Below are 16,624 nucleotides of genomic sequence, written 5' to 3' on the forward strand. Positions count from 1 at the left end.
GTGCCTGTGCCTGTGCCTGTGCCTGTGCGGCAGCGTCGGACCCCGCCGCGTCCGGCGTCTGGGCGGCGACGGTCTCCCCCGCATCCGCCTCGGGCGCAGCTACGACGGCCGGCTCGGGCGTGGCGGCGGCCTCCGGGAGCGGGACCGCCTCGGGCACCGGTGCGGCCTCCGGGACGGGAGCGGATGCCGCGCCCTGTTCCGCGGCGGGCGCCGGGGCCTGCTCACCACCGTCGGCGGATGCGCCGACGGCACCCGGCGCGGGTACGTCGGGAACACCCTCGGCGAGCGCCGGTTCCCCCTCCTGACCAGACCCGTCCACGACCGGGCCCGGTGCCTCCCCCGGAACCGGCTCCGGAGCGGCCACGGCCTCGGCGACAGCGGCTTGGCCGGCGTCCGGTGCGACGCCCACGCCGGACGGGTCACCCGCAACGCCCGCGTCCTGCTCGGAGTGACCCTGCTCCGGATCGGCGGCGGTCACCGGCTCATCCTCCGGGCCAACGCCCGCACCAGCCGGCTCATCAGCAACCGCAGACTCGGCCGCGGCCACCGCGGGAACGGCCTGCTCCGGCTCGCCTGCAGCCACCGGGGCAACGGCGGGTTCGCCCGCCGCCGTCGCCTCCTGCGCGGGCTGCCCGGCGTAGGCACCCTGCACGGCCGGGGCCGGGGCCGCCGCTGCCTCCGGGGCCGCCTCGGGGGCGACGTGGGTGGCGACGTGGGTGGCGACGGCCTGGGCCGTGCCCGCCTGCTCCGCTGCCGGAACAACCGTTTCCGCAGGCGCCGCCCCGGCGCTCACCGGGGCCTGGGGCGGAACCTGCGCGCCCCAGGGCGCGGCAGCCGGCGCGGGCGCCTCCGGGGCGCGCGGGACGTCGAGGTACTCGGGGCCGGGCGCCGCGCCCGCGGGCTGTCGCACCGGCGCTTCCGCCGGGCCGCGGTCGGCGAGCGACCGGACCGGGCTGGCGGAGCTGTCGGGGAGGGGCGGGCCGAGGTGCAGCGGCCGGCGCGGGGTGATGGGCGGGATCGGCGGCGGGTCGGGCAGGCGGACGCCGCCGAGGTCGACCGAGCCGCTGTCGCGGCCGGAGATCTCGTGCGGGCCCGGCTGGTGCACGGCCTCGACGACCGGCTCCGGCGCGGGCGGGGCGACCTCGTTGCCCCAGGCTCCATGGGAGCCGGGCAGCAGCAGGTCTTCGTCCTCGGCGGGGTTCTCGGAGAGGTAGGCGTACGCACCGTGCGCGGAGGCGCCCGGCTGTTCCACCATGCCTGCGTTCTCCGGCAGTCCCTCGCCCGGGACCTGGCCGGTGTCGGTCATGCGTACCCCTCGCCCATCGGTTAGTGCTCCTACGACCAGCTCACCCGGAACGGCGCACCGACCGCCCCGCAGTGAAGAACGAGCGTGCGTCCCCAGCGGCACGAACGGCCCGCCCGTAAAAGGCGACAAAGCCACTCACTGGCATTGTTGCGGCCGAAGCACCGTCACGGCACCTTGATCCGCGACGGTTCCGCTGTGGACTGCGCCACGTTGCGCGTCCTCCGGTTCTGCCGTACCACACTCCCCCCAAAACGGGCGGGTTTTCCGGACATTGGCCGACGAACTGCCGGACGTCCGCGTGCGGTGCAGCGATCGGCCAGCCTACCGCGCGCAGTACGACAACCCGATCACGGGGACGGCGGCGGGGTCAGGCACTGCGCCGGGGCAGCACCCCGCTGAGCAGGAACGCGACACTCCGTTCCTTCTCCGTCCAGGCCCGGGTGTCGAGTTCGACGGACTGGAGCAGGGCGCACTCGACGCCGTATCCGTGCTCCGTCAGGTCCCGGCCGATGAGTTCGGCGGCGTCCCGGGTGGCGGCGTGCGTGACGATGCGCTGAGGGCGGCGGTCGGCGACGGCCGAGACGACGGCCGCTCCCCCGCCGCCGACGCGGACGACGTCGGGCTCGGGAAGGTTCTCCAGGACGTGCGGGGCGGTGCCGTGCACGATCTGGAGCTGGACGCCGAGGCGGCGGGCGGCCGCGTCGGTGCGGGCGCAGGCCGCCCGGTCGCTGTCGACGGCGAGGACGGCGGCGCCGGCGCGCGCGGCCTCGACGGCGAAGGCGCCGCTGCCGCAGCCGATGTCCCACACGAGGTCGCCGACGCGCGGTCCGAGACGGGCGAGTTGGGAGGCGCGCAGCAGCTGGGTCTCGCCCTCGCCGAGGTCACCGCCGTACGTCTCGGCGGGCAGGGACCAGCCGCGTGGTCCGGCGGACGGGTCGCGCCCGGCGATCCAGCCGCCGCTCTCCCCCGTGGTGCCGGGTCCGGCCGGGCCGAGGACGATGACGACGTTGGGGTCGCGCCAGGTGTAGTCGGCGGCCTTGTCGGAGGTGACGACGCTGACCCGCTCGTGTGCGGTGCCGAGTTCCTCGCAGATGACGAAGGAGCGGTGGACTCCTTCGAGGAGCAGTCCGAGTTCGGCGGGGCCGGCGCCGGGTGAGGTGAGAACCGCCACCTTGGTGTGGGCGCGGCACACGTTCACCGCGCGGCGCAGGGTGCGTCGGTGTGCGACGACCACCTGTGCGTCGTCCCAGGGCATGCCGGCGCGGGCGAAGGCGGCGGCGACCGAGGAGACGGCGGGGACGACCTCCACTTCGAGGCCGAACTCCGGGGCGCGCAGGGTGCGTACGACACCGAAATAGCCGGGGTCGCCGTCGGCGAGCACGACGGCCGTGCCGCGGTGGGCGGCGATGCGGCGGGCGGCGAGTGCGACGCTGCCGAGGCGGATGCGCTCGGCGCCGGGGGGTACCTCGGGGAGCGCGAGGTGGTGGGCGGCACCCGCCACGAGCGTGGCGGCACCGAGGGCGGCGCGTGCCGCGGCGGTCAGCGGCGAACCGTCCCAGCCGATCACCGTGACCCGGTCGGCCATCGTCGTCAGTCTCCTGGGTTTGCGCAGGTCGTCTGTGTCAGGTCGGGTGTGTCGTGTGATGAGCTGCCCGCGGGCGGGCTCCGTGAGAGTACCCGGTGCAGCCGGTGAAGGGGGCCGCGGTGCCGTCGCGCACCGTGTCCGTTCCGGTCGCCTGCGTCAGTTCCAGTCGCCGAAGGACGTGAAGCCGCCGGGCAGCTGGTCGCCGACGCCTTCGAGGTCCTCGGGGAGCAGGCTCCAGACGATCAGGTCGGTGCGTACCTCCATCCACGCGCCGTCGTCCCTCCTGGCCCGGGCTATCCAGGCGCCGCGCAGCACTCCCTCGCTGATGCAGCCGATCTTCTGGGCCACCTGCTGGGAGGCGGTGTTGTCGGCCGGGGTGCGCAGTTCGAGGCGCTCGAACTTCTGGTCGTTGAAGAGCCACTGTGCGGTGATGAGCGCCGCCTCGGAGGCGTAGCCCTCGCCGCGGGCCCAGGGGGCGATGACGTAGGAGATCTCGCTGGAGCGGATCCTCCAGTCGGTGTTCCGCAGGTGGACGATGCCGACGAGGCGCTGGGTGAGGAACTCGGTGACGGCGAAGACGATGCCGCGGCCCTCGGCCCGTTCGGCGGGGGCCTGTTCGGTGATCCAGGAGCGCGCGTGGGCCTGGGTGTAGGGGTGCGGGACGGTGGTCCAGGCGGTGACGAGCTCGTCGTTCATCATGTCGGCGAACGACTGGATGTCCGGCTCCTCAAGGGGGCGCAGGACCAACCGCTCCGTGCTGATGGAGACGTTGGGAAAGGTGCTCGTCATGCGCCGCTCCGTAACCTTCGGTGAACCTTCAGGGCCTGCTGAACTGCCCAGCATGCAGCATGAAAGCACTGATCCGCACCACGGGGTCCTCCCCCACCCGGTGAGGGAGGACCCCGTGCGGGACGGGTGCCGTGCGGGTGCTCAGAAGGAGGCGAGCACGGAGCCGGCGTACTTGTCCTGGATGAACTTCTTCACCTGGGGCGAGGTGAGGAGCTTCGCGAGCTTCTTCACGCGCGGGTCGTTCTCCTGGCCCTTCTTCACGGCGAGGAAGTTGCCGTACGGGTTGTTCTTCGGGGACTCCAGGACGAGGGCGTCCTTCGAGGGCTTGAGGTCGGACTCGATGGCGTAGTTGCCGTTGACGACGGCGGCGTCCACGTCGTCGAGGGAGCGCGGCGTCTGGGCCGCCTCCAGCTCCTTGAACTTGAGGTTCTTGGGGTTCTTGGAGATGTCGGAGGGGGTCGCCTCGTTGCCGACGCCCGCCTTGAGGGTGATGATCCCGTTGGCCGCGAGGAGCTTGAGGGCGCGGGCCTCGTTGACCGTGTCGTTGGGGATGGCGACGGTCGCACCGCTCTTCAGGTCGTCGGCCTTCTTGACCTTGTGGGAGTAGAGGCCGAGCGGCTCCAGGTGGACCGTGACGACGGGCACGATGTCGGTGCCGTTCTTCTTGTTGAAGTCGTCGAGGTACGGCTTGTTCTGGAAGTAGTTGGCGCCCACGGAGCCGTCCTGCGTCGCCGTGTTCGGCGTGACGTAGTCGGTGAACTCCTTGACCTGGAGGTCCAGGCCCTCCTTCTTCGCCAGGTTGTCCTTGACGTAGTTGAGGATCTCGGCGTGCGGGACGGGACTGGCGGCGACGATCAGGGGTCCGTCGGAGCCGGAGTCGCCGGCGCCGCAGGCGCTGAGCCCGAGGGTGAGGGCTCCGGCGGCGAGGACGGCGGTGGTGATCTTGGCGTTGTTACGCACGAAAAGTGCCCTTCCTTGTGACCTGGCGAACGGTGCGACCCCGTTGTGGGTGAACGGGGGTTCAGGAGGCGGCTTTGAGCAGCCGCAGTTTGGGGGCGGGACCCGAGTGGGCGCCGCGGCGGTGCAGGGACCGGGCCGCGTAGTCGCCGGCGAACTGGATGGCCGAGATGACGACGGCGAGGATCGCGACGGTGATCCACATCAGCTGGGTCTCGAAGCGCTGGTAGCCGTAGCGGATGGCGATGTCGCCGAGGCCGCCGGCGCCGACGGTGCCCGCCATCGCCGAGTAGCCGATGAGGGCGACGATCGTGGTGGTGGTGCTGGAGATCAGCGACGGCAGGGACTCGGGGACGAGGACCTTGCGGACGACGGTCCAGGTGTTGCCGCCCATGGCCTGCACGGCCTCGACGAGCCCGTGGTCCACTTCGCGGACGGCCGTCTCGACCAGGCGCGCGAAGAAGGGGATGGCGCCGATGGCGAGCGGCACGATGGCGGCCGCGCGGCCGATGGTGGTGCCGGTGATCCAGCGGGTGAAGGTCATCAGCGCGACCATCAGGATGATGAACGGCAGCGAGCGGGCGATGTTCACGATCTGCCCGATGACCTTGTTGGCGGCGAGGTTCTGGAGCAGGCCGCCGCGGTCGGTCAGGACCAGCAGGATGCCGAGCGGCAGTCCGCCGACGACGGCGATGAGCGTGGACCAGCCGACCATGTAGAGCGTGTCCCAACACGCCTGTGCCAGCAGGGGCTGCATCTCGGACCAGGTCACTTGGCGCCCTCCTTCACCAGCGCGGACTCGCGGCCCGGGACCTCGACCTGGAGGCCCTTTTCGCGCAGGAAGCCGATCGGCACGACGTTGTCCTCGTAGCGGCCGGGCAGTTCGATGCGCATCCGGCCGACCTGGAGGCCGCCGACGGTGTCGATGGCGGCACCGAGGATCGATATGTCGATGTTGTAGGTCCGGGCGAGCTGCGAGATGACGGGCTGGGTCGCGCTCTCGCCCTGGAAGGTGACGTCGAGGACGGTGCGGTCGTCGCCGGAGGCCTCGCCGTCGAGCGGGAACAGCGCGGCGGCCAGTTCGGAGCCGGGGGTGGCCAGGAGCTCGCTGACCGTGCCGGACTCGACGATGCGGCCGTTCTCCATGAGCGCGGCGGAGTCGCAGACCGACTTCACGACGTCCATCTCGTGCGTGATGAGCAGGACGGTCAGGCCGAGCTGCCGGTTCAGGTCACGCAGCAGCGCCAGGATCGAGCGGGTGGTCTCCGGGTCGAGGGCGCTGGTGGCTTCGTCGGACAGCAGCACCTTCGGGTCGCCGGCCAGGGCGCGGGCGATGCCGACGCGCTGCTTCTGGCCGCCGGAGAGCTGCGCCGGGTAGGCCCCCGCCTTGTCGGCGAGGCCGACCAGGTCGAGCAGCTCCCGTGCCTTGCGGGAGCGTTCCGTGCCGGACTTGCCGAGGATCTCCAGCGGCAGTTCGACGTTGTCCTGGACGGTCCGGGAGGACAGCAGGTTGAAGTGCTGGAAGACCATGCCGATCCGGCTGCGCGCCTGCCGCAGTTCCCTTCCTGCGCGCGGGCCGCGGCCGGCCAGGGCGGTGAGGTCCTGTCCGGCGACCGTCACGGTGCCGGAGGTGGGGCGCTCCAGGAGGTTGACGCAGCGGATGAGCGAGGACTTGCCGGCGCCGGACTGGCCGATGACGCCGTACACCTCGCCTTCGCGGACGTGCAGGTCGACGCCGTCCAGGGCGGTGACCTCGCGGCCGCGCGAACGGTAGACCTTGGTCAGGTCCGTTGTGGTGATCACGTGGGTTTCCGTCACTGTCGAGTGCGCGGGCGTGGGTGTGCCCGGGCACAGAGGCATTCGTTCAGGGACGCGACACGGTTCTCGCTGGGGCGGGGAACCGGGGAGAACATGCGCGCGGGCGGCTTGCTGTCACGCACCGCAAGGGGCGTGCGGACATGCCGCTGTCTCGCTTCGGGGCGCGAGCTCAGGGGGTGGTGCGGGGGCCCTCTAGAAGGCGCACATTCGACACATACAACGAGCACCGGGCGTCATGGTCGCCTCGGTCGCGGGAATGCGGTCGCTCGTCGTGGTCATGCCGTCAGTAAAACACGCGTACGGTCCTGACCGGCCGCCGCTGTCCGGATGCTGGACAGCGGTGGACAGGGGCCGGGATCCGCCGGCTCGCGTCAGTCGCGGAGGGAGATCTCCACACCCTGCTCGGTGACCAGTGCCGACAGGGCCGACAGGTTCCCGACGACCAGGTCGGCCTGGAGTTCGTGGGCCTGGTGGGTTGTGGTCAACGCCACGGTGGTCATGCCGGCGGCGCGGCCGGCCGCGAGACCCGCGGGGGCGTCCTCGAAGACGACGCACCGGGCGGGGTCGACGCCGAGGGTGCGGGCCGCGAGCAGATAGGGCTCGGGGTCGGGCTTGCCGCGGGTGACGTCGTCGGCGGCGACGAGCGTCTTGGGCAGGATGCCGACGGCGTCGAGCCGGGCCTCGGCCAGCCGCCGGGTGGCGGAGGTGACGACGGCCCAGCGCTCGGCGGGCAGGGCGTCGAGGAAGGCGCGGGTCCCCGGCAGCAGGTGCACCCCGCCGTTGGGTACGTCCTCCACCTCCAGGTCCTCGATCCGCGCGACGGCCTCCGGCACCAGGTCGGCGGGCAGCAGGTCGGCGGCTATCTCGGCGGCCGGCCGGCCGTGCAGCTCGACCCGGGCGAACTCCTCTGCCGTGATCCCGTACTCCGTGGCCCACCGCGTCCAGCAGCGGTCCACCGAGGCGAGGGAGGAGACCAGGGTTCCGTCGTTGTCGAACAGCAGGGCATGCGCGTGGATCTTCATGCCCTCGACCCTACGGTGCAGGCCAGGGCCGAAAGCACCGGGCCGTTTCGGCCGTAATAAGGTCGCAGCATGGTTGATGCCCTGACGCTGGTGACCGGCGTCGCCGCACTGCTGCTCGCCGCCTGGTGCGGCTGGGCCGCCTACCGTGACCAGCCGACGAAGGACTGGCACTTCATGGGGATGGCCGTGGTCACCCTGCTGACGCTGGTCCAGCTGGCGGTGGGGATCGTGCTGCTGGCGCAGGGCGAGAAGCCGGAGCAGGGTACGACGATCTTCGTGGCGTATCTGATCGGGGCGTTCGCGTGTGTCCCGGCGGCGGGATTCATGTCGCTGGCGGAGCGCACCCGGTGGGGTTCGGTGACAGTCGCCGCCGGCGGTGTGGTGCTGGCTGTGCTGGAGGTGCGGCTCTATGACATCTGGGGAGGCTGAGGTGAGCCGGCGGCGGCTGACCAGTGGGCCGGGCACGCTGCTGGTGTGGCTGTACGGCGTGATGGTCGTGGGCGCGGTGTCGCGATCGGCCTACCAGATCGCGACCGAGTTCGACCGGGCGGCGCTCGCGTACTCGCTGTCGGCGGTGGCCGGTGTGGTGTACGGGTTCATCACGTACTCGCTGGTGCGGGGTGGGGAGACGGCGCGCAAGGCCGCGCTGGCGTGCTGTGTCGCCGAGTTGGTGGGTGTGCTGACGGTCGGGACGTGGACCTTGATCGAGCCGTCGGCGTTTCCCGACGCGACCGTGTGGTCGGACTTCGGGATGGGGTACGTGTTCATCCCGATTTTGTTGCCGGTGTCTGCGATCTACTGGCTGCGGCGGTCGCGTGCGCGGAATGGGGATGCCGCCTGAGGTGATCAGGCGGCCGCGGGCCGGGTGTGGCTGGTCGCGCCCACGCGGCGGAGCCGCACATCGATACAGCCCCGCGCCCCTAAGGAAGGCCGGCCATCACGCCGTCGCCGCGTACGTACTGGCCGGCTTCTCCAGGACGATCATCGGTACGCCGTCCGCGCCCTGGGACGTGCCCACGGTCTCGTAGCCCACCTTGCGGTAGAGGCGGAGGTTGCCCTCGCTGCGGTGGCCGGTGTGGAGGCGGAAGCGGGTGGCGCCGTGCTGGTCGGCGAGGGCCGATTCGGCAGCGCGGAGGAGGCGGGCGCCGATGCCGTGCCCCTGCAGGCGGGGGTGGACGCAGAGCTTGCCGATCGCGGCGGCGCCGTCCTCGGTGACCGAGCCGCGGACCGAGCCGACGACCTCGTCGCCGAGCCGGGCCACGAAGACGCAGTCCCGGGCGACCTCCTCGCGGACCGAGTCGAGGGTTTGGACGAGCGGGTCGATGCGGTAGTTCCCGTACAGCGCCGCCTCCGACTGGAAGCACAGGTACTGCAGCCTGAAGATCTGCTCCGCGTCCTGCTCGGCCGCCGCAGAGATGGTCACGCTCATGCCCATGTGCGCACGCCTCCCGCTCATCTGATCACCTGTCGTTCCTCACTCCTATCCCCGTCCTCAGCGGGCCGCAACCTCCGACGTGAGCAATCTCCGCAGACATCCCAGGCATCTGGAACGTTCCGGGCCAAGACTGCCCTGTGAGATACCCAACTCCCCTGCGATTTCCCGGTATGTCAGGTCATCGGGAGAGAGCAGGGCCTCCATCAGGCGGGGGCACCGGCCCGGGAGGCGGCGGACGGCCGCGCGCAGGGCACGGCCGCGGGCCGCGGCGAGGGCGAGCTGCTCGGGGCCGTCGCCGCGGTCGTCGGCCGGCTCGACGGCGTACGGCCGTTCGAGGCGGCTCGCGCGGCGGGTGCGGCGCGCTTCCGAGCGGACGGCCCGGCGGAGCCATTCCTGCGGGTCGAGCGGCGGGCCCTCGGCGTGGAGACGCTCCAGCAGGCGGAGCCAGACCGCCTGTTCCAGGTCACTGGCCTCGACTCCTGCGGCATATGCCTCCGCGGAGGCCTCGGCGGTGAGCAGCGGACGCAGGGCGGTGACCAGGTCGGGCGTCATATGCGGAGCGACGCGGCCCCCGGGCCGTGGGTTGCCCGGGCGGCCGAAGCTCACTCGACCGGGGGGTGTGCGCTCACCTGTTGACGCTCAGCGCCGATGTGACGCTCAGTCGCCGACGAAGTCCTCGCGGGCCAGCACACCCGTGTCGGGCTGGTCGGTGAAGACGCCGTCGATACCGGTCGCGAAATACACCTTGTAGGCGCCGAAGACGTCGCCGTAGGCGTCCGCGTCCGTGCCCTTGCGGAAGTTCGCGGGCAGGAAGGGGTTCTCGTTGCGCATCGTCCAGGGGTGCAGGATCAGACCCGCCTGGTGCGCGTCCCGGACGAGTGCCGTCGGCTGCGTGAGATTGCCCTTGGCGTCGCGCGGGATGACCAGGTCCAGGGTCGGGCCGATGCCCTGCGCGTAGGAGGCGATCTCCCGCAGGCCGGCCGGCTTGACCAGGTCGGCGACGGTGCGCGGGTCGCCCGTCTCGACGAAGTCCCAGGGGCGGCTGTCCGCCGAGGACAGCAGGACGACCAGGGGGTTGTCGACGAGCTTGTCGAGGCGCTCGATGCTGGTCGGCTCGAAGGACTGGATGATGACCGGGGAGGTGCGTCGGTCCTTGCGGTGCCTGCGCAGCAGCTCGGCGACCCGCTCCTCCAGGGGGAGGCCCTGCTTGCGGAAGTAGGTGGGGTGCTTGAGCTCGGGGTAGATCCACACCTGCTTGCCGCGCTCGCGGGTCTGCTCGTCCTGCCACTTCAGGACCTCTTCGAAGGTGGGGATCTCCCAGCGGCCGTTGTAGAGGGTGTTGTGCGGGCGGTTGGCCGGGATGCGCTCGACCGCCCGCAGGGTCTTCAGCTCGGCGAGCGTGAAGTCCTCGGTGAACCAGCCGGTGGTCGAGACGCCGTCGAGGAGCTTGGTCTTCTTGCGGTCGGCGAACTCCGGGTGGTCGGCGACGTCCGTGGTGCCGCCGATCTCCGGCTCGTGACGGCAGACGAGGTGACCGTCCTTCGTCGGCACCAGGTCGCCCGCCTCGACGATGTCGGCGCCCAGGTCGAGGGCCAGCTGGTACGAGCCGAAGGTGTGTTCCGGGCGGTAGCCGCTGGCCCCGCGGTGGCCGACGATCGTCGGCTTGGGAAGGCTCTTCAGCCCGCCGTGCCCGCCCTGCCCCTCCTGTCCGCCGCCGGGCCGGGCGCCGTCGGCTCTCGCCGAGCCGGCCATGCCGAGGACCGCTCCCCCGGCGCCGAGGACCGCCGCGCCGAGCAGGGCCCGCCGTCCGGTTCCGCTCGCTCCCTCGTTCGGCCTCTGCGTTCCCATGAGCACCCTCCCTGCCGTGAGCTCGTCCGTGCGGGCCGATCGTACGGGCGCGTACATGACGAGCGGGAGACGCCGGGCGGAACACGCGGGTGACGACGGATGTCGTAGTGGCTGGTGGGGGCGGCGAACTGACGGCTCGTCGGCGGCGCGTCGGGTTCGTCCCGTCCCGGCGATTCGGTGCGGCGGTTCTGGGAACGCGTCCGGTGCGCCCGGGGAGCGACGTCCGTCACATGGGGCGGCCGGGTCACGCACCGTCCACGGCGCGTCACCGCAGGTAAACACGCGTCAACAGTACGTAAGGCCTCGGTTAAGTCGCCGTGCCCGATGTGCGCGATCGCCCGGGCCCCGAGTATCGTCCTCACCTGCACAGACTCATACAGAATCCTGACACCGGAGGGTCCGTTGTCCCGCTTCGCGCTCATCAAGGCAGTGCTCGGCCCGATCATGCGCCTGATGTTCCGCCCTCAGGTGGAAGGCGCGGAGCACATTCCCGGCGACGGTCCGGTCATCCTCGCCGGCAACCACCTGACGTTCATCGACTCGATGATCCTTCCGCTGGTCTGCGACCGCCAGGTCCTCTTCATCGGCAAGGACGAGTACGTGACCGGGAAGGGCTTCAAGGGCCGGCTGATGGCCTGGTTCTTCACCGGCGTCGGCATGATCCCCGTGGACCGTGACGGCGGCCGGGGCGGGGTCGCCGCGCTGATGACCGGCCGCCGGGTGCTGGAGGAGGGCAAGGTCTTCGGCATCTACCCGGAGGGCACGCGCTCGCCCGACGGCCGGCTGTACCGCGGGCGTACCGGGATCGCCCGGCTCACGCTGATGACGGGAGCCCCGGTGGTGCCGTTCGCGATGATCGGTACGGACCGGCTTCAGCCGGGCGGGGCGGGGCTGCCGCGGCCGGGGAAGGTCACGGTCCGCTTCGGTGAGGCGATGGAGTTCTCCCGGTACGAGGGGATGGACCGGGACCGGTACGTGCTGCGGGCCGTGACCGACTCGGTGATGAGCGAGGTCATGCGGTTGTCCGGTCAGGAGTACGTCGACATGTACGCCAGTAAGGCCAAAGAGGCCGCGTAGCGCCGTTCGGCGTCTCACCTCCCCTCAAGGTCGGCTGTCGAGCCGTTGGCCGCGCAGCATGAACCATGCCGCTGCGGCCGCGGCGAGCAGCACCGCCGCGCCTGCCCCCGCCGCCAGCGCCAAGCCGTCCACGAAGGACGTGCGGGCCGCGTCCAGCATCACGGCGGAGGTGTGGGCGGGCATGCTCCCGGCCGCCTCGACGGCGCCCCCCAGCGACTCGTGGGCCGCGGCCGGTGTACCCGCCGGGCCGGTGAAGTCGCTGTAGACGCCGGTCACGATGGACCCGAGCACGGCGATGCCGAGGGCCGCGCCGAGTTCGTACGCCGTCTCGGACACGGCGGACGCGGAACCCGCGTGCTCCTTGGTCACACTGGAGAGGATCACGTCGGCGGTCACGGTGAACGAGAGACCGGCTCCGACACCGACCACCAGGAGCGCGGCCCCGAGCAGCGGGTAGCCGGTGGACTGGCCGATCACCGTGAGCGCGGCCAGCGCGAGGCCGATCGCCGCGAGTCCCCCGGAGACGACGGCCCGCACCGAGAAGCGCCGGGCCGCACGCCCCGCGAGCAGACCGGCCGCCACCGCGCCGATCGCGGCGGGCAGTTCCGCCAGGCCCGCCTCGAACGGGCGCCTGCCCTGGACGAGTTGCAGGTACTGGGAGAGGAAGAACACCAGCCCGGACAGGCCGAGGATGGTCAGCAGGTCGGCCAGCACCGCCCCGCTGAAGCCGCGGTTGCGGAACAGCCGCATGTCCAGCAGCGGGGCCTGAAGCGTGAGCTGGCGGCGTACGAACCCGTAGAGGGCGGCCATGCCCAGCAGACCTGCCGCCGCAGGGCCCCACGCGAAGCCGTGCGCGGCGGCCTCCTTGACCGCGTACACGACACCGACCATGCCGACCAGCGACAGCAGGACGCTGACCAGGTCCCAGGGACCGGGGTCGGCGGTACGCGACTCGGGCAGCAGCCTGATGCCGACGAGGACCAGGACGGCCATCACGGGCAAGTTGATCAGGAAGACCGAGCCCCACCAGAAGTGCTCCAGCAGGAACCCGCCGACGATCGGGCCGACGGCCGTTCCGGCGGACGCGGTGGCGCCCCAGATGCCGACGGCGAGACTGCGTTCGCGCGGGTCGTGGAAGAGGTTGCGGATCAGGGCGAGCGTGGCCGGCATCAGGGTCGCGCCGGCGACGCCGAGCAGTGCCCGCGCCACGATCATCATCTCGGGTGTCGTGGCGTAGGCGTTGACCACGGATATCGCACCGAACGCCGTGGCCCCGACCAGCAGGATCCGCTTGCGGCCGATGCGGTCGCCGAGGCTGCCCATGGAGACGAGCAGACCGGCGATGACGAACGAGTAGACGTCGCCGATCCACAGCAGCTGCGTGCCGGAGGGCTTGAGGTCCTCGCTGATGTAGGGCGTCGCGAGACCGAGGACGGTCGCGTCGACGGCCACCAGCAGCACGGCGAGCACGAGGACGCCGAGCGCGAGCCAACGGCCCGGGCGCTGCGCCGCCTCGGCCGTCTCGGCCGGCTGCAGGGTGCTGGTCATGATTCCTCTCTCCGGAGTGCGCCGCCGAGCAGCAGCTCGACGATCATGTGCTGGAAGTCCTTGGGAGCGCCCTTGCCGCTCTGCACCATCCAGGCGCCGGAGGCCAGCAGGCCGTAGAGCGCCTCGGTGAGCCAGGCCGGCGTGAGGTCGATGCGGAACTCGCCGCTGAGCTGGCCGCGCCGGAACAGGGCGGAGATCCGGTCGTCGATCAGGGTCCAGCCCGCGTTCTGCTCCTCGCCCTCGAACAGCTGGTTCTCCGTGTAGAGGAACCCGAGCAGTCCGGCGGCGGGCTCGATGGCCCCGACCAGCCGGCGGACGGCCTCGCTCGCCGTGCCCTCGTCGAGCCGGGCGGCGTCCAGCGCGGCCTCGCATTCGGCGATGCCCAGCGACTCCAGCGCGCGGACGAGGGCGTCCCGCCCGGCGAAGTGGCGGTGCAGCGTGGCGCGGCTGATCCCGGCGGCCTTCGCGACCTCGTCCATGGTCGCGGTGGATTTGCGGGTCAGCAGGGCCGCGGCGGTGCGCAGCACATGGTCAGGATCGACAGCCATGAGACAACCATAGACCATATGAGACGTGAATGTCTCACGCTGGACATACGTGGCTCACGGCTGCCGGTACAGGTGGGAGAGGAACGGGGTGATCAGTGCCAGGGCAGCTGCCCGCGCCGCTCCCAGTACGCCTGCGGTTCCTCGGCCAGCGTGGTGAGGCGGGTCAGCTGGTCGTCGTCGAGGTCGACGACCGCAGCGTGCAGGTTGGAGGCGAGCTGGTTGGTGGTGGCCGCGCCGGAGAGGACGACGCCGGCCCAGGGCTGCCGCAGGACCACGGCCAGGGCGACGGCGTCACAGCCGAGGCCGGTCTCCTCGGCGATCCCCTTGAGGACGTCCGGCGCGTGCGGCCCGGCGAGCCGGCCGTTGGCCATGGCCTCCTTGACGATCACGGTCAGCCCGGCGTCGTGGGCCTCGGCGAGGGCGGGCGCGGCGGAGGTCTCCAGCGCGTTGTACGTCGACTGGACGGTACGGAAGAGGGGTTCGCCGTCGACCGTCACGGCGAGGGCGGCGCGGATCGCGTCCGCCTGGGCGGGACCGCTGGTGGAGAAGCCGATGGTGAGTCCCTGGGCGGCGGCCTCCGCGAGCTTCGCGTGCAGCTCCTTGTCGGTGAGGGCCGGGCTGTCCGGGGTCACCGAGTGGATCTGGTAGAGGTCGAGCCGGTCGCCGAGCAGGGCGTCGCTCTCGGCGCGCTGCCGTTCGTAGGTGGCGAGGGTGTGGTCCTTGACCTCGTGTGTCTCGGCGTCGGTGGACCAGTCGGCGGTGTAGGTATAGCCCCACTTGCTGCCGACGACGATGTCGTCGAGGCCGGGCCTTGTGTTCAGCCAGTCGGCGAGGAACTCTTCCGAGCGCCCGTAGGAGCGGGCGGCGTCGAAGTAGCGGACGCCTTGGGCGTACGCGGCGTCGAGGAGTTCGTGGGTGCGGGTGCGCAGTGTCTCGACGCTGCGGTCGTCTCCCAGGTCTTCGTCTCGGCCGAGGTTGATGTAGCCGGGGCGTCCGACGGCGGCGAGGCCGAGGCCGATGTGGCAGGTGGGGGTTGTCGCATGGGCCAGGCGGGCGAAGGGCATCCGGGGGCTCCGTTCGGTCGGCTGTGGCTTTCGACCAACGTAACCCTCGGGATGACCTTCGCCTCAGAGCGCGGGGCCTGATCTGCGTTTGCGAGTGCGGGTTGCGTGTGGTTGCTCGCGCAGTTCCCCGCGCCCCTTGGGTACGTTCCCCTCATCCCTGATTCTTGGCCACGGCCCAATCGTGCTGGGCCGCCACGTCCGCCTTCACTTCGGCCAGCTGCACTGCGACCGCGCTCGGGGCCGTGCCGCCCCTGCCGTTGCGGGAAGCCAGGGCGCCCGGGACGTTCAGGACCGTGCGGACCTCGGGAGTCAGGTGGGACGAGATCTTCGCGAACTGCTCGTCCGTCAGCTCGTCCAGTTCCTTGCCCTCGCCCTCGGCGACCTTCACGCACTCGCCCGCCACCTCGTGGGCGACGCGGAACGGGACGCCCTGCTTGACCAGCCACTCGGCGATGTCCGTCGCGAGGGAGAAGCCGGCGGGGGCCAGTTCCTCCATGCGCTCGCGGTGGACCGTGAGCGTGGCCATCATGCCGGTGAAGGCCGGGAGCAGGATCTCCAGCTGGTCGATGGAGTCGAACACCGGCTCCTTGTCCTCCTGGAGGTCGCGGTTGTACGCGAGCGGGAGGGCCTTGAGCGTGGCCAGCAGGCCCGTCAGGTTGCCGATCAGGCGGCCGGACTTGCCCCGGGCCAGCTCGGCGATGTCCGGGTTCTTCTTCTGCGGCATGATCGACGAGCCCGTCGAGAACGCGTCGTGCAGGGTCACGAAGGAGAACTCCTTCGTGTTCCAGAGGATGACCTCCTCGGCGATCCGGGAGAGGTTGACGCCGATCATCGCCGTGATGAAGGCGAACTCGGCGACGAAGTCCCGCGACGCCGTGCCGTCGATGGAGTTGCCGACGCTGCCGTGCTCGAAGCCGAGGTCCTTCGCGACCGCCTCCGGGTCCAGGCCCAGGGAGGAGCCCGCCAGCGCGCCCGAGCCGTAGGGCGACACCGCCGTGCGCGCGTCCCACTGGCGCAGCCGCTCCGCGTCCCGGGACAGCGACTGGACATGGGCGAGGACGTGGTGCGCGAAGAGGACCGGCTGGGCGTGCTGGAGGTGCGTGCGGCCGGGCATCGCCACGTCCGGGTGGGCCTCGGCCAGGCCGATCAGCGCGTCCTGGAGCTCGGCGATCAGGCCGCCGATGATCCGGGCGTGGTCGCGCAGATACATGCGGAACAGGGTGGCGACCTGGTCGTTGCGGGAGCGGCCCGCGCGCAGCTTGCCGCCGAGGTCGGGGCCGAGCCGCTCCAGCAGGCCGCGCTCCAGGGCGGTGTGCACGTCCTCGTCGGCGATGGTCCCCACGAAGGAGCCGTCGGCGACGTCCGCCTCCAGCTGGTCGAGCCCCGCGATCATCCGGGTCAGCTCGTCCTCGGTGAGCAGGCCGGCCTTGTGGAGCACGCGCGCGTGCGCACGCGAACCGGCGATGTCGTACGGCGCGAGCCGCCAGTCGAAGTGGACGGACGCGGACAGCTTGGCCAGGGCCTCGGCGGGACCGTCGGCGAAACGGCCGCCCCAGAGCCGTACGTCACCGCTGTTGCTGCTCACTTGCGTTGCTCCTAGAGAGGTGTGGATGTGACGCGGACCTTT

Annotated in this window: 16 protein-coding genes and 1 pseudogene; 3 read left to right on the top strand and 14 right to left on the bottom strand. The window is 71.5% G+C overall.

The features are described from left to right. The 7 genes and pseudogenes from CCL05_RS19665 to CCL05_RS19695 all read right to left on the bottom strand — a co-directional run. Nucleotides 1–1,306 (bottom strand): annotated as a pseudogene (locus CCL05_RS19665) (nicotinate-nucleotide--dimethylbenzimidazole phosphoribosyltransferase); the annotation flags it as partial. A gap of 367 nt (nt 1,307–1,673) precedes the next feature. After that, nucleotides 1,674–2,891, bottom strand: a complete 1,218-nt coding sequence (gene cbiE / locus CCL05_RS19670) for a precorrin-6y C5,15-methyltransferase (decarboxylating) subunit CbiE (protein WP_086561805.1) — start codon at nt 2,889–2,891, stop codon at nt 1,674–1,676. Nucleotides 2,892–3,047: 156 nt separating this feature from the next. Further along, complete coding sequence (locus CCL05_RS19675) at nt 3,048–3,680, bottom strand: GNAT family N-acetyltransferase (protein WP_086561806.1); 633 nt, start codon at nt 3,678–3,680, stop codon at nt 3,048–3,050. Nucleotides 3,681–3,821: 141 nt separating this feature from the next. Further along, nucleotides 3,822–4,640 carry a MetQ/NlpA family ABC transporter substrate-binding protein gene (locus CCL05_RS19680; RefSeq protein WP_086561807.1) on the bottom strand — a complete coding sequence of 273 codons (819 nt, stop codon included), beginning with the start codon at nt 4,638–4,640 and terminating at the stop codon, nt 3,822–3,824. Nucleotides 4,641–4,701: 61 nt separating this feature from the next. Continuing rightward, nucleotides 4,702–5,409, bottom strand: a complete 708-nt coding sequence (locus tag CCL05_RS19685) for a methionine ABC transporter permease (RefSeq protein ID WP_086561808.1) — start codon at nt 5,407–5,409, stop codon at nt 4,702–4,704. After that, entirely contained in the window at nt 5,406–6,440 is a 1,035-nt protein-coding gene (locus CCL05_RS19690) for a methionine ABC transporter ATP-binding protein (protein WP_167409586.1), read from the bottom strand. Before CCL05_RS19690 ends, CCL05_RS19685 begins: the two co-directional genes overlap by 4 nt. A 386-nt stretch (nt 6,441–6,826) precedes the next feature. Further along, nucleotides 6,827–7,477 (bottom strand): HAD-IA family hydrolase, encoded by a 651-nt coding sequence (locus CCL05_RS19695; protein WP_086561810.1) that lies wholly within the window; start codon nt 7,475–7,477, stop codon nt 6,827–6,829. A 69-nt stretch (nt 7,478–7,546) separates the two neighbouring features. Between CCL05_RS19695 and CCL05_RS19700 the strand changes: the two genes are divergently transcribed. Further along, entirely contained in the window at nt 7,547–7,906 is a 360-nt protein-coding gene (locus CCL05_RS19700; RefSeq protein WP_086561811.1) for a hypothetical protein, read from the top strand. Then, on the top strand, nt 7,887–8,318 hold the full coding sequence (locus CCL05_RS19705) for a hypothetical protein (protein WP_086561812.1): 432 nt from the start codon (nt 7,887–7,889) through the stop codon (nt 8,316–8,318). Before CCL05_RS19700 ends, CCL05_RS19705 begins: the two co-directional genes overlap by 20 nt. 96 nt (nt 8,319–8,414) lie before the next feature. Here the strand turns inward: CCL05_RS19705 and CCL05_RS19710 are convergent, their stop codons facing one another. The 3 genes from CCL05_RS19710 to CCL05_RS19720 form a co-directional block, all read right to left on the bottom strand. After that, nucleotides 8,415–8,912 carry a GNAT family N-acetyltransferase gene (locus CCL05_RS19710; RefSeq protein WP_020269488.1) on the bottom strand — a complete coding sequence of 166 codons (498 nt, stop codon included), beginning with the start codon at nt 8,910–8,912 and terminating at the stop codon, nt 8,415–8,417. Nucleotides 8,913–8,969: 57 nt separating this feature from the next. Continuing rightward, nucleotides 8,970–9,464: an RNA polymerase sigma factor gene (locus tag CCL05_RS19715; protein WP_086561813.1), complete on the bottom strand. Its 495-nt coding sequence runs from the start codon at nt 9,462–9,464 to the stop codon at nt 8,970–8,972. 105 nt (nt 9,465–9,569) lie between these two features. After that, on the bottom strand, nt 9,570–10,760 hold the full coding sequence (locus CCL05_RS19720) for a glycerophosphodiester phosphodiesterase (protein ID WP_086561814.1): 1,191 nt from the start codon (nt 10,758–10,760) through the stop codon (nt 9,570–9,572). A gap of 402 nt (nt 10,761–11,162) precedes the next feature. On the opposite strand from CCL05_RS19720, the gene CCL05_RS19725 reads away from it, so the two are divergent. Further along, complete coding sequence (locus CCL05_RS19725) at nt 11,163–11,837, top strand: 1-acyl-sn-glycerol-3-phosphate acyltransferase (protein ID WP_086561815.1); 675 nt, start codon at nt 11,163–11,165, stop codon at nt 11,835–11,837. 24 nt (nt 11,838–11,861) lie between these two features. On the opposite strand, the gene CCL05_RS19730 is transcribed toward CCL05_RS19725, so the two are convergent. From CCL05_RS19730 to argH, 4 genes are all read right to left on the bottom strand, one after another. Continuing rightward, the gene (locus tag CCL05_RS19730) at nt 11,862–13,385 is read right to left on the bottom strand and encodes an MFS transporter (RefSeq protein WP_086561816.1); all 1,524 of its coding nucleotides are present in this window, start codon (nt 13,383–13,385) and stop codon (nt 11,862–11,864) included. Further along, nucleotides 13,382–13,933, bottom strand: a complete 552-nt coding sequence (locus CCL05_RS19735; RefSeq protein ID WP_086561817.1) for a TetR/AcrR family transcriptional regulator — start codon at nt 13,931–13,933, stop codon at nt 13,382–13,384. Before CCL05_RS19735 ends, CCL05_RS19730 begins: the two co-directional genes overlap by 4 nt. A gap of 92 nt (nt 13,934–14,025) precedes the next feature. Then, nucleotides 14,026–14,997, bottom strand: a complete 972-nt coding sequence (locus CCL05_RS19740; protein ID WP_086561818.1) for an aldo/keto reductase — start codon at nt 14,995–14,997, stop codon at nt 14,026–14,028. A gap of 151 nt (nt 14,998–15,148) precedes the next feature. Continuing rightward, nucleotides 15,149–16,582 (bottom strand): argininosuccinate lyase, encoded by a 1,434-nt coding sequence (gene argH / locus CCL05_RS19745; RefSeq protein ID WP_086561819.1) that lies wholly within the window; start codon nt 16,580–16,582, stop codon nt 15,149–15,151. Nucleotides 16,583–16,624 lie beyond the last annotated feature (42 nt).

The organism is Streptomyces africanus (assembly GCF_002150735.1).
In the GTDB taxonomy this organism is placed as follows: Bacteria; Actinomycetota; Actinomycetes; order Streptomycetales; family Streptomycetaceae; genus Streptomyces; species Streptomyces africanus.